Source organism: Marinobacter sp. MMG032 (genome assembly GCF_040112695.1).
In the GTDB taxonomy this organism is placed as follows: domain Bacteria; phylum Pseudomonadota; class Gammaproteobacteria; order Pseudomonadales; family Oleiphilaceae; genus Marinobacter; species Marinobacter salsuginis.
On the sequence record NZ_CP157802.1, the window covers coordinates 3,362,287 to 3,374,464 of the forward strand.

At 54.6% G+C, this 12,178-nt stretch carries 13 protein-coding genes; 5 read left to right on the plus strand and 8 right to left on the minus strand.

The window, feature by feature from the left end; translation table 11 throughout:
- Positions 1-93: 93 nt before the first annotated feature.
- A complete protein-coding gene (locus ABNF92_RS15490) occupies positions 94-333 on the minus strand; it encodes a hypothetical protein (protein ID WP_181800107.1) in 240 nt (79 codons plus the stop codon).
- A gap of 149 nt (positions 334-482) precedes the next feature.
- On the minus strand, positions 483-767 hold the full coding sequence (locus ABNF92_RS15495; RefSeq protein WP_150994161.1) for a hypothetical protein: 285 nt from the start codon (positions 765-767) through the stop codon (positions 483-485).
- A gap of 215 nt (positions 768-982) precedes the next feature.
- On the opposite strand from ABNF92_RS15495, the gene ABNF92_RS15500 reads away from it, so the two are divergent.
- The 4 genes from ABNF92_RS15500 (at position 983) to ABNF92_RS15515 (ending at position 7,635) form a co-directional block, all read left to right on the plus strand.
- On the plus strand, positions 983-2,302 hold the full coding sequence (locus tag ABNF92_RS15500; protein WP_349342666.1) for a TolC family protein: 1,320 nt from the start codon (positions 983-985) through the stop codon (positions 2,300-2,302).
- Positions 2,303-2,307: 5 nt separating this feature from the next.
- Positions 2,308-3,603, plus strand: coding sequence for an efflux RND transporter periplasmic adaptor subunit (locus tag ABNF92_RS15505; RefSeq protein ID WP_349342667.1), 1,296 nt, complete (start codon positions 2,308-2,310; stop codon positions 3,601-3,603).
- Positions 3,600-6,722, plus strand: a complete 3,123-nt coding sequence (locus ABNF92_RS15510; protein ID WP_113880705.1) for an efflux RND transporter permease subunit — start codon at positions 3,600-3,602, stop codon at positions 6,720-6,722. The genes ABNF92_RS15505 and ABNF92_RS15510 overlap by 4 nt, the downstream gene beginning before the upstream one ends.
- A gap of 391 nt (positions 6,723-7,113) precedes the next feature.
- Positions 7,114-7,635, plus strand: a complete 522-nt coding sequence (locus ABNF92_RS15515) for a cytochrome b/b6 domain-containing protein (protein WP_349342668.1) — start codon at positions 7,114-7,116, stop codon at positions 7,633-7,635.
- A 317-nt stretch (positions 7,636-7,952) separates the two neighbouring features.
- On the opposite strand, the gene ABNF92_RS15520 is transcribed toward ABNF92_RS15515, so the two are convergent.
- The 6 genes from ABNF92_RS15520 to ABNF92_RS15545 all read right to left on the minus strand — a co-directional run bounded on the left by ABNF92_RS15520 (position 7,953) and on the right by ABNF92_RS15545 (position 11,644).
- A complete protein-coding gene (locus tag ABNF92_RS15520; protein WP_041644852.1) occupies positions 7,953-8,579 on the minus strand; it encodes an SCO family protein in 627 nt (208 codons plus the stop codon).
- Between the two features lie 17 nt (positions 8,580-8,596).
- On the minus strand, positions 8,597-8,953 hold the full coding sequence (locus ABNF92_RS15525) for a DUF3703 domain-containing protein (protein WP_014575715.1): 357 nt from the start codon (positions 8,951-8,953) through the stop codon (positions 8,597-8,599).
- Positions 8,954-9,010: 57 nt separating this feature from the next.
- Complete coding sequence (locus ABNF92_RS15530) at positions 9,011-9,733, minus strand: cytochrome c biogenesis protein CcdA (RefSeq protein WP_041644854.1); 723 nt, start codon at positions 9,731-9,733, stop codon at positions 9,011-9,013.
- A gap of 80 nt (positions 9,734-9,813) precedes the next feature.
- Entirely contained in the window at positions 9,814-10,491 is a 678-nt protein-coding gene (locus ABNF92_RS15535) for a thioredoxin domain-containing protein (RefSeq protein WP_014575717.1), read from the minus strand.
- Positions 10,488-10,922, minus strand: coding sequence for a disulfide bond formation protein B (locus ABNF92_RS15540; protein WP_014575718.1), 435 nt, complete (start codon positions 10,920-10,922; stop codon positions 10,488-10,490). Before ABNF92_RS15540 ends, ABNF92_RS15535 begins: the two co-directional genes overlap by 4 nt.
- Positions 10,919-11,644: a cation diffusion facilitator family transporter gene (locus ABNF92_RS15545; protein ID WP_062785141.1), complete on the minus strand. Its 726-nt coding sequence runs from the start codon at positions 11,642-11,644 to the stop codon at positions 10,919-10,921. Before ABNF92_RS15545 ends, ABNF92_RS15540 begins: the two co-directional genes overlap by 4 nt.
- A gap of 69 nt (positions 11,645-11,713) precedes the next feature.
- Between ABNF92_RS15545 and ABNF92_RS15550 the strand changes: the two genes are divergently transcribed.
- Positions 11,714-12,121, plus strand: a complete 408-nt coding sequence (locus ABNF92_RS15550) for a helix-turn-helix domain-containing protein (protein WP_041644855.1) — start codon at positions 11,714-11,716, stop codon at positions 12,119-12,121.
- Positions 12,122-12,178 lie beyond the last annotated feature (57 nt).

The following is a 12,178-nucleotide window of genomic DNA, read 5'->3' on the forward strand; positions in this document are numbered from 1 at the left end:
ATTACTTTCTGTATTTTCAATATTTAATAAATAGTCGACTGTCGTTCTAAGAGACAGTCGACTACTGGTTATTCTCTAACACGCTGGATTTATTTAAGTATGATTGTGGTGTGTGTTTCTGACTGATACTTTTTGCTGCTTATTGACATTGGACCCGTTCATTGATTTTTGAGATTGCATTTCTTTCATGCAGGTCATTATTTCGGTTTTCGTTTCGACTGTTTTATTTGGGTAAGTGCGCGCTTCATTAATCCGATCGGCCAATCCTGAATTGGCAGTGGCCATGGTAGAAAATAAAGTGGCAGCTGCGGCAGCGATAATGATTTTTTTCATGATGTTCTCCTTAATTGCCTTAAACCGTTCAAGAAATTCAGTTCAGTTTCAGATTTCTGTGATTTACTTGAGCGTGATCAGGACGTCGACTGCTCGAAGCCCGAGCCAGCCGACGCTTGCGTCTCCACGAGTTGACTTTACCGCAGGGATTACCCTGCGGTATTTTTTTGCCTTTGTTTCAGAGCTTTGTGATAAGCCCGGCCTTCTTTCGTCATCATTTGCACGCGAGCCTCAAAGCCCCCTTCGGACATCGCATTACGTGTCATGTCTCTGTGTAAGCGCTGCATCTCTTCATTCTTAAGTATTTCTTCAATGGATGATTTTTCCATCATTTGGCTGTGCATGGCCTTCATGTCCTTATTGTCTGACATGTTGCCGGCGAGTACGGACGTTGAAACAGTAACTGCTGCTGCAAATATAAGTAAATTTTTCATTTTTACACCTCCTAGTTGGTTGATGAGTTAATTAAAACATCGGTTTCTGAATTGATCCTGAAAGAAATAAGAAAATTTAAAATAAAGTAACTTTTTTCAGGAATAACAGTATCTTGATATAAATCAAATTGTGCATTTTCGTTCTGCAATTCAGTTTGGTTTCAGATAATTGCTATAAGATTGCGAGTCAGAAACATTTCAATGGAGATATAACGTTGTCCATTCTTCCTCACCTTATAAAGCCGGCCTTTCTCGGTGCTCTGGTTTTGACCAGTTTGCCCGCTTGGACGGCAACCAGACTTGAGTTAACCGGCGCGATTGATGCGGCCATCGAGAACGATCCCTGGCTTCGCCAGAGTGTCCAGATTCAGGATGCGCTTCTGGAAGAATCGATTGCCGATGGCGCCCTGCCGGATCCGAGAATGACCATCGGTGCCGCGAATCTGCCCACAGATACTTTTGATATGGGCCAGGAGGCCATGACTCAGGCTACCGTCGGTCTTACCCAGCGAATTCCACGTGGCAACAGCCGTCAGCTGGCAAGTGCCAGAAAAGAGGAGATGGCCGGGGTTCACCCGTTCATGCGCGAGAATCGTCGGGCACAGGTGGCGGAAACCGTCACGCAACTCTGGCTGGGGGTCTGGCGCTCCGAGCAGAGTATCCGATTGATTGAAAGCAACAGAGGCTTGTTTGAGCAATTGGAAGATGTTGCTGCGGCGGGCTACACCTCTGCCTCCATGGGGGCCAGGCAGCAGGATGTTATCCGGGCTTCGCTGGAGCTGACCAGGCTTGAGGACCGGCTAACAGCACTGCATGTGCAACAGGCATCGAATCGGGAAGCGTTGGCCGAGTGGATTGGCCTGAATCAGGCACAGCTGGCCGTCACCGACCATGTCCCCCGCGAACTGCTGGCAGAACTCCCTTCTGCCTGGGCTGAAACCGCTACTGATTCACTGCCCCGACATCCTGCCGTGCGCGCCACCGATCAGTTGATTGAAGCCCAGAGTGTTGACGTTGATCTGGCCCGCCAGTCCTACAAACCGGAATGGTCGATATCGGCCCAATACGGATATCGGGACCGGGCTCCGAACGGCGAGGACCGGGCCGATCTGTTTTCCGTGGGGATTGGCTTTGATCTGCCTCTTTTTACCGGCAATCGGCAGGACCGGAAGCTCAACGCGTCTGCGGCTAGACTGGAGGCGGCGAAAACCGAGCGCATTCTGCAGCTCCGCGGGTTTCGCGCCAAAGCTCGGGCTGCGGTTGCCAGACTTCAACGCCTGGATGAGCGCATAGCGCTCTATGAGCAGGCCTTGCTGCCACAGATGGAAGCGCAGGCGAGTGCGGCACTGACCGCCTACAACAACGATGACGGCGACTTTGCCGAGGCAGTGAGAGCGCGAATTGCCGAGCTTAATGCCCAGGTGGAACTGATTCAGATGAAAGCCGAGCGGGCCGGGAATATGGCGAACTTCCGCTACCTGACGGCTGACACTTCCGAGATCCCTACCTTTTCAATGACCCGTTATCAGGACTGATCACTATGGCTAACTTTGTTCGCCCTCTGGGCTTTGTGTTGCTCGGCGGTCTCGCCGGTGCGGTAGCCACCTATTGGTTTGCATCGGACACCCACGCGCTTTCTTCTGCAGAACAGACCAGCTCCGATTCAAAAGAGCCGCTGTACTGGGTCGCTCCCATGGACCCCAATTTCAAAAGTGACAAACCGGGAAAATCACCCATGGGTATGGATCTGATTCCGGTGTATGAGGGCGGAGGACAGGCAGACGATACGGCGGGCACAGTCCGTATCTCACCGACGGTTGTCAATAATCTGGGGGTTCGCACGGAGCCGGTGATTCAGGGGCGGCTGCCCAACAACATCACCACCGTGGGCTATGTGGCCTACGACGAAGACCAGATGGTTCACGTCCATCCCCGGGTTGAAGGCTGGATTGAAACGCTGTTTGTCAAAGCCGAAGGCGAGCCTGTCGAACAGGGAAAGCCCCTGTACACCTTGTATTCCCCGACCCTGGTAAATGCTCAGGAAGAGCTGCTGTTGGCGATGAACCGTGGCAACCAGAAATTGGTGGAGGCTGCCACAGAGCGGCTGGCGGCGCTGAATGTGCCGGCCAGTCTGATCAGCCGGTTACGCCAGAGCCGGGACATTCAGAGGACGATGACCGTTTACGCGCCCCGCTCGGGTGTGATTGAGAACCTGAATGTGCGCGAGGGTATGTTCATCAAACCGGGAGACAGGGTTCTGTCGATCGCTGCGCTCGATGAAGTCTGGGTGATCGGTGAAGTGTTTGAAAGCCAGCTTTCGGCTGTAGAGGCAGGCAACCGGGTGCAGTTGACCCTGGATTACATGCCCGGTCGTGAGTGGCGTGGCCGAGTGGATTATGTCTATCCGGAAGTAAACCCCAAAACCCGGACAGCCCGGGTCCGGATGCGGTTTGATAACGAGGATGGTGCCCTGATGCCGGGCATGTTTGCCCGGCTGGAGGTTCAGGGTGAACGGGGAAAACGGCAGTTTCTGGTGCCCCGGGAGTCGGTTATCCGCACTGGCCAGAGTGATCGCCTCGTTCTGGCCCTGGAGGAGGGAGCTTTCAAGTCGATAAACGTCAGCGTTGGGCGCGTGGGGGAAAAGCATGCGGAAATACTCGATGGCCTCACGCCGGGCGACACAGTGGTCACATCCGCCCAGTTCCTGATCGATTCGGAATCCAGCAAAACCTCGGACTTCCAACGGATGTCATCGCCTCAGGATATGGATGAGCAGGGGATGGATCATGAAGGCATGGATCACAGCACCATGAGCCATGGCGGGGGCGAGTCATGATTGCCGCTATTATTCACTGGTCTATTCGTAACCGCTTCCTGGTGTTGCTGGCGACGTTGCTTATCACAGGGCTCGGCCTTTATTCGCTGAAACAAACGCCGGTGGATGCTCTGCCGGATCTGTCCGATGTGCAGGTCATTATCAAAACCAGTTTCCCGGGCCAGGCGCCGCAGGTGGTGGAAGACCAAGTCACCTACCCGATGACGACAGCCATGCTCTCGGTACCGGGCGCGAAAACGGTCAGGGGATACTCGTTCTTCGGTGACTCCTATGTTTACGTGATCTTCGATGAAGACACCGACATGTACTGGGCCCGCTCCCGGGTACTGGAATACCTGTCCCAGGTTGCGCCCAGCCTTCCAGACTCTGCAAGGCCTCAGCTCGGGCCAGACGCTACCGGAGTTGGCTGGGTTTACCTGTATGCGCTGGTAGACCGCACTGGGAACCAGGACCTAAGCCAGTTGCGCAGCCTGCAGGACTGGTTCCTGAAGTACGAACTGCAAACGGTGCCGGGTGTCTCTGAGGTGGCTGCGCTAGGCGGTATGGTGAAGCAGTACCAGGTCAAGGTCAGCCCGGAAAAACTCAGGGCGCTGGGAATTCCTCTGGCTCACATCCAGAACGCCATTAAGAGAGGCAACCAGGAAGTGGGCGCCTCCGTCATCGAGATGGCCGAGGCGGAATACATGGTGCGCACGTCTGGCTATATAAAGTCCCGTGAGGATCTTCTGTCGATTCCATTAGGACTCGATGACAACGGTACCCCCATATTGCTGAAAGATGTGGCCACCGTTGAAGTTGGCCCGCAGATGCGGCGTGGGGTTGCCGAACTGAATGGGGAAGGTGAAACCGTCGGCGGTGTTGTGGTGATGCGCTTTGGTGAGAACGCTCAGGCAACCATTAATGGCGTGAAGGCGAAACTGGAAGACCTGAAATCCAGTTTGCCTGAAGGCGTCGAGGTGGTGACGGTTTACGATCGCTCTGGTCTGATTGAGCGGGCGGTCAATAATCTCGGCTTCAAGCTGCTTGAAGAGTTTCTGGTGGTGGGCCTGGTGTGCATCGTCTTCCTGTTCCACGTGCGCTCGTCGCTGGTGGCGATTCTTAGCCTTCCCGTGGGTATTCTGGCGGCCTTTATCGTCATGCACTGGCAAGGCATCAATGCCAACATCATGTCACTCGGGGGGATTGCCATCGCTATCGGCGCCATGATTGATGGTGCTATTGTAATGATCGAGAACATGCACAAACACATGGAGCGAACCCCGTTAACGTCTGAGAACCGATGGGAAGTCGTTGCACGGTCAGCCTCTGAGGTCGGGCCCGCGCTGTTTTTCTCGCTCCTGATCATTACCGTCAGTTTTGTGCCGGTGTTTGCCCTGGAGGCGCAGGAAGGGCGGATGTTTTCTCCCCTGGCGTTCACCAAAACCTACGCCATGGCGGCGAGTGCGGCCCTGGCGGTGACGCTGGTGCCGGTGCTGATGGGCTATTTCATTCGCGGCAAGGTGCTGCCGGAGCACAAGAACCCCGTGAACCGCCTGCTGGTTGGCGTTTATATGCCGGTGCTGAAGCTGGTGTTACGCTTCCCGAAAACGACGGTTATTGTTGCGTTGCTGGCATTGGCTGTGGGCCTTTGGCCAGCCACCAAAATCGGCAGTGAATTCATCCCGCCACTGGATGAAGGCGACCTGATGTACATGCCCACCACCTACCCGGGCATCTCCATTGGTAAGGCTCGGGAACTGTTGCAGCAAACGGACAAGCTGATTGCCACCGTACCCGAAGTCGAAACCGTGTTCGGCAAAGTGGGGCGGGCGGATACCGCTACCGATCCGGCTCCATTGACGATGATCGAGACCTTCATCCAGCTCAAGCCGAGGGATCAATGGCGGGAAGGCATGACCACCGAAAAGCTGAAGCAGGAGCTCAATACTCTGATTCGGTTCCCGGGGGTAACCAATGCCTGGGTTATGCCGATCATCACGCGCATCGATATGCTGGCAACGGGTATTAAAACGCCGGTGGGCATCAAGATTGCCGGTCCGGACCTTACCGTCATCCAGAACATCGGTAAACGCCTTGAGGAAGTCATGGTCGACATCCCCGGTACAGCCTCCGTTTACTCTGAGCGAGTCGCTGGGGGCCGCTACATCAAGGTGGATATTGATCGTGAGCGTGCCGCTCGTTATGGGCTGAATATCGCTGATGTTCAGCAGGTAGTGGCCTCCGCTATTGGTGGAATCAACGTTTCCAGAACCATCGAGGGACTTGAGCGGTATCCCATTAATCTTCGTTATCCGGAAGACTACCGGGATTCGCCCGAGAAGCTGGAGCAACTGCCCATCGTGACCGCATCCGGCCAGCGCATTGCCCTGGCAGATGTGGCGGAGATCGGCGTGGAGGATGGCCCGCCGGCCATTAAGAGTGAGAATGCCCGCCTGAACGGCTGGACCTTTGTGGATATTGAGGGTGTCGATGTAGGCACCTATGTTGAACAGGCCATGGTTACCGTGAGTGAAGAGCTGGATCTACCTCCCGGTTATTCAATCAACTGGTCTGGTCAGTATGAGTACATGCTCCGTGCGAAGGAAAAACTGACCTATGTGGTGCCGTTAACGCTGGCCATCATCGTCATCCTGCTGTTTCTTAACTTCCGCCGTTTTGCCGAAGTGGGGATTATTATGGGCACGCTACCGTTTGCGATGATCGGTGCTATCTGGCTGATGTATCTGCTTGGTTATAATTTTTCGGTAGCCGTCGGTGTCGGTTTCATTGCGCTGGCCGGCGTAGCGGTAGAGATTGGGGTGATCATGCTGGTGTATTTGAATCAGGCTTATAACGAAATGCTGGAAACGTGTGATGACAAAGGGCTGACGCCAAGGCGAGAAACCCTCCGCCATGCCGTACTACACGGTGCCGGTATGCGGGTTCGGCCAATCATGATGACGGCGGCCGCCATTATCGGGGGGCTTGTGCCCATTATGATTGGCACCGGTACAGGGTCGGAGGTGATGGGCCGGATTGCGGCACCTATGGTGGGCGGTATGATTTCCGCTGTCATTCTGGCGCTGCTGGTGATTCCTGTGCTCTTTTATCTCTGGAAACAGCGAACTCTTGGTGAGTAACGCCGATAGCAAGGTGCCAGGATTCGGCCTGGCACCTTGCTATCACGTCTTTACCGGTTATCACGATCATTCGCAGAGTGCCTACCCGTCTACTGCGCATATTCCAAAATCTATTTGCCTGAACGTTCGCTTTGCAACCCTCGCAGCCTTCTCCGGAGCTTAAACGAGAGGGAGTGGACTCATGGCCCCGATCCAGAAGCCGAGATAAAGTTTTTGGCGTGGAGTGAACTAACTTCACTAAGCTGGACTTTTGGATCAGTGTATAGGTGGAGATACGGGCCTTGATAAGAAAGGATAAAATCTATGACGGTTTACATGGCGAGTTCTCAAAGAGCTCAACCAAATAGTCAGCTACACTGGTAATGAAATCCAAAGAACGGAGAACCAAATCATGATCCACGACTCACGTGAGCGGTACGGCGCTCTCACCAAACTGTTGCACTGGTCGATGGCGTTGCTGGTGTTCTGGCAGCTGCTCAAGTTTGGTGATCGAATCGCCGACGGAGAACACTGGGTCGGACAAACGCTGGTGCCCTGGCATATCTCCATAGGTTCGCTGATGTTGCTGCTGATTCTGTTACGCCTGGCTTGGGCCGCTGGCCAGCGCCATCACCGTCCGCAGCCTGACCCGGCGCAGGCTATGTTGGTCAAGGCCGGTCATGGGGCGTTGTATCTTGGCCTGCTGCTGATGCCGATAACCGGGGTTATGGTCATGCTGGGTGGTGGCTATGGCGTTAAGCCGTTTGGGATCGAGATTTTTGCCAAGAGTGAGGAGATTGCTTGGGCGAAAGCCCTGGGGCAGCTTCATTCGCCAATTGCGTGGATTTTGACCGTTTTGATCGTTGGTCATGTTGGCATGGCCTTGATTCACCACTTCGTTAAACGGGACGACACCCTTAAACGCATGCTTTGAGCCTAGGTTTGAGCATGGAGCGTTTGACCTGGCAAAGCGAGAGTCCCGCATCGCGGACAGCACCTAAACAAAAGCGAACATTCGAGTCAGGGCTTCCTCCAGTGCCTCCAGGCAAATCGCATCCATTTCATCCGGTATCATTGCCGGAACAAGTTGGAAACGCTAAATCATTGCACGGCAGAGATGGAAGGAAAATGCGCCAGCGATTATTGTGCCTCATGCGAACAGGAATGCGTGGAGACTATCGGACTTGAGGATTGTCGAACAGGGCCTTTACAAACGCCCTTGCAAAGAACACTATCGAATCCTTCAGTCATTCAGGAACTTTCTTCAAGAAGGGCAACAAGGTCCTGCCGAATGGCTTGAGCGCTTAAATCTTCCGGTCGGATAAGCAGGCGTGGATTACCCTCACGATCAAACACATAAACTGCGCCGCTGTGAGTGACGGCGTAATCACCTTCTGCGTCCGGTTCTTCATGCCCGAACGTGGTCCGGTATCGCTGGGTAAGTGTGCGTAGGTCAGAGGTTTTGCCGGTCAGCCCGACGATCCTTTCACCAAAAAAATTGACATACTCTGCCAGGCGCTCGGGCGTATCGCGCTGAGGGTCAACGCTGACGAACAGCGTAAGTACCTCCTCCTGGTTTTCCGGGCTCAGGCCGCTAACGGCCTGACTGAGTTTTTGCAGAGCAGTGGGGCAAACATCAGGGCAAGAGGTAAATCCGAAAAACAGCATTCGTACCTGACCACTGTAATCATCGCCTGAAACCGGTGCTCCCTGACTGTCGATCAAATCGAATTCAAGCTTGGGCATCACGCCGCTGATGTCTGTTCCGTGCCAATCCGGCGCATCATCGCCCATGCAGCCAACAAGGAGGATTGCCAGCATCATTAATGCAATGGATGCAAAGCGCTTTGTGTGGTGTTGGAAGCAGGGTGTGATCATAAAGTGGTGTCCTTCAGTTACGTGTTGGAAGGCTTCTGGTGTCCCAGAACAATCGCCAAGTCTTCCGGCACCGCCATCGGTTCAAATGCGCTGACGTTGGCACGTCCCGTATTGCCGACAGGAACCCAGATTCGTGAAACCAGCAACGCAGCGAAGGCCCGAGCCAGCTGACCGAGAACCTCGCGAGCATCGCGCGTGTGCCAGCCGAGCCGTAGCATGCGCAAATGTGTTGTCGTGTGCGCTAACGCGAACTTCTGGCTCAGAATATGAGCCCGTTCAAGATGTCTGAACGCTGTATCGACATCGCCCTGATTGTCTGCATCAGCGGCTGCTGCCAGTTCTGTCAGATAGAACGCCTTGAGTTCACTGTTCACTGCTCGGTTCTCCTGCCTTATCGGCCAGCTGAGTGGTGGGCAAAGATTTGCCCGGGATCAACCGAGTCTTCCGAGTACCGGAAATGCGGATAACATCCATGATGCAAACCGGGTCATCTGTCCCGTCAGCACCATTACCCCCATAACAACCAGAACCAGCCCTGCCAGAATTCTCAGTGACTGACTCCAGCGGCTCATCCAGCGCACTCGCGCCCGAAAGTGCTCAATAAATAGAGCCGTTGCCAAAAATGGAATTGCCAACCCCAGCGAATAAACGGCCAGGTACAGCATGCCGGTTTCAGCATTCGCATGGGTGGAACTGAGAGCCAGGATAGCGCCCAATATCGGGCCAATACACGGTGTCCATCCGACGGCAAAGGCCAAACCGAGAAGAAACGCTGCCGTGGGCCGTCCACCCTCAAGGGTTTGCCCAAAGCGCCAGTCGCGCTGTAGCGCGGGCATGCTCCACCAGCCCAGCATAAATAGCCCCATCAGCACGATCAGAATGCCCGCCACCAGATTGGCTTCCTGCCGGTAGGCCATCAGCCACTGACCGAGCAGACTAGCGCTGGCACCAAAAGCGATGAACACCACACTGAATCCAAGGACAAAACAGATACTGAGCCACAGAGATTGCAGTCGACTCGAACGGTCTGTGACGGTGCCGCCCGTAACGACCGAGAGATACCCCGGAACCAGCGGCAGAGTGCAGGGTGAGAAAAAAGACACCAGGCCGCCAAAAAAAGCAGCCAGCATTCCCCATGTCGCAAGATCTGGCATTTCCGTGAGTCCTCAACTTTCTGAGTTCAGTTGACGGTGGAGGGCATCAAGCCCATCCGTGTTTTAATCGACACCGGTCGCTATTGCTGTGCGTCTGGGAGCGACTCCTGAACAAGGCGAAGTAGCGGTTTGGGACCAAACTCCGTGAGTTGGCGGCCATTCACGAAAAAAGTCGGGGTGCCCCGAACGCCGATGGTTTTGACGTCCTGCATGTCTTGATCAAGGATGGCGCTTATCCGTTCGGATTGCATATCCTCACGGGCTTGGGACAGGTCCAGACCGGCTGCCTCGGCCGCTCCCCATGCCTTGGCAACCTTCGGATCGTCGTGCCAGGCAGGCTGCACCTCCAACACAGCTTCCAGCACCGGTTCATAGACATCTTGCAGGCGAGCTGCTTCCAGAATTCTGGAGACTTCCTCGGAACCCTGATGGAACAGTGTGTAACGCAAAACAAGGCGCACCTGACCTGGATACTCAGCAAGAATCTGTTTCACGATGGGGTAGAACGCCCGGCAGGCTTCGCAGGAGGGGTCGAAAAACTCAACGATGGTCACCGGTGCGTCGGCAGGCCCGAATGTGGGCGAATGGAAGCGTACCAATGCTTGTTGGTTCGCGATCGGTTCGGAAGCGACAACAGACTTTTCACCGGTGGTGGCCGTTTTTTGAGGCTGCTGGGGCTGTGGCTTGAACAAGACAGCGGCCGAAAAGGCTGCGATCAGCACGAGACACACGACAACAACGATGGCACGACGATTCATGAATGAATTCTCCGACGGACAAGCAAGAGCAGAATTATGATGGCAACGAAAATGGCCAGCGATAGAAACGGAAGCGGCAGCCCACCAAATATCGTCATTCCGTCACCCGAGCAGGACGGGCCAGTGGCCGTGCAGGGCTGAATGGGTTGTGGAATTATCCCCACATAAAGCAGTGAGTGGGCCAGAGCGAACAGGGAGCCAATAACAGCCAGCGGCATAGCGTAGCGCCAAACGTTGAAATCCGAGTAGTAGCAGGCGACTGCGAGAATCACCGCCAACGGAAACATGAAGGCGCGCTGAAACCAGCACAGAACGCACGGAGCCTGCCCGAGAACTTCCCCGATGTAGATGGCTGAAAGCGAGGACACCAACGCCAGTAGCCAGGCCGACAGCAGCAGCCCCCATGGAATCACCTGGTTATTGTTGGTCACCGGGATGGCTCTTCCGATGCACTGCCACACGTGCTTTGCGATGAAGAACAGCAGTTGTCTCCGGTAGTGGCGACCTCACCTTCGTCCGATTGGTTGGCGGATTCTGCGCCACCGGCACGCCATTCCCCCATACCTTCACTGATGACTTGCCAGGCGGAATGCAGGAAAAGCGCAGCAATGGCGAGGCCCACAATGATGTCCGGCCAGAGGGTATTGGTGAGGGCGACCAATCCAGCCGCAATGATGACACTGCTGTTGGCGAACAGATCGTTCCTGGAACACATCCAGGTGGAACGCATGTTGAGGTCGTCCGCACGATGACGGTAGAGCAACACAAAACAAACGCCGTTTGCAAAAAGAGCAAGAGCGCCGACAGCGCCCATCCACTCGGCGGCCGGCACTTCCTGTATCACCAGCTTGCGGATGGCATCGGCGACAACAACAAGCCCGAACAACAGCATAAAGCCGCCTTTGAACAAAGCCGCTCCGGCACGCGCGCGACGGCTTCGGTCCAGCACGAACAGTGTCAGTGCATAGACAGACGCGTCGCCGAACATATCCAGCGAATCGCCCAGCAACGCGGTAGAGCTTGCAATCCAGCCGGCGCTGAATTCCACCACAAACATCACTGCGTTTATGGCAAGCGCAATGTAAAGCACCCGGCTTTGGCTCGCTCGCAATTGTGCCAGTTCACCGGCCTTGTTTTCACAGCAGCTATCCACGACGAACCCTCCTAGTATTTGCAATACAACGATACAATAGGGGTTATAGTAACTATAAGGTCAATGATGATGAGCGAAAAAACCTACACGGTCGGTCGGTTGGCTGATGATACGGGCATCAAGCCCGTAACCATCCGCTACTACGAAAGAATTGGACTGTTACCGAAAGCGATCCGCTCGGACTCCGGATATCGACTGTACGCCAAAGCGGATTATTCGCGGCTGCTGTTTATCCGACGAAGCCGGGGGCTCGGTTTCAGCCTTGACGATATTCGAGAGCTGCTGTCGCTAGCAGATCGACATCAGGAGTCCTGCGCTGGAGTAGACGCCAAAGTTGAACAACAGTTGGAACAGGTGCGCTCTCGACTGAAAGATTTGCGTGCGATGGAACACGAGTTGGAAAGACTGAGTGCGTGTTGTGAAGGCGGGGTTATTATGGATTGCCGAATTATTGAGACACTCTCCGGCTCTGCTTAACCAATTTGTATCTGCCCGCCAATCAGGACTGTCCCAATTCGAGTTGGGACAGTCTAT

Coding starts and splice junctions, on each gene's coding strand:
- ABNF92_RS15490 (WP_181800107.1), bottom strand. CDS start 333: ATGAAAAAAATCATTATCGCTGCCGCAGCTGCCACTTTATTTTCTACC.
- ABNF92_RS15495 (WP_150994161.1), bottom strand. CDS start 767: ATGAAAAATTTACTTATATTTGCAGCAGCAGTTACTGTTTCAACGTCC.
- ABNF92_RS15505 (WP_349342667.1), top strand. CDS start 2,308: ATGGCTAACTTTGTTCGCCCTCTGGGCTTTGTGTTGCTCGGCGGTCTC.
- ABNF92_RS15510 (WP_113880705.1), top strand. CDS start 3,600: ATGATTGCCGCTATTATTCACTGGTCTATTCGTAACCGCTTCCTGGTG.
- ABNF92_RS15515 (WP_349342668.1), top strand. CDS start 7,114: ATGATCCACGACTCACGTGAGCGGTACGGCGCTCTCACCAAACTGTTG.
- ABNF92_RS15520 (WP_041644852.1), bottom strand. CDS start 8,579: ATGATCACACCCTGCTTCCAACACCACACAAAGCGCTTTGCATCCATT.
- ABNF92_RS15530 (WP_041644854.1), bottom strand. CDS start 9,733: ATGCCAGATCTTGCGACATGGGGAATGCTGGCTGCTTTTTTTGGCGGC.
- ABNF92_RS15535 (WP_014575717.1), bottom strand. CDS start 10,491: ATGAATCGTCGTGCCATCGTTGTTGTCGTGTGTCTCGTGCTGATCGCA.
- ABNF92_RS15550 (WP_041644855.1), top strand. CDS start 11,714: ATGAGCGAAAAAACCTACACGGTCGGTCGGTTGGCTGATGATACGGGC.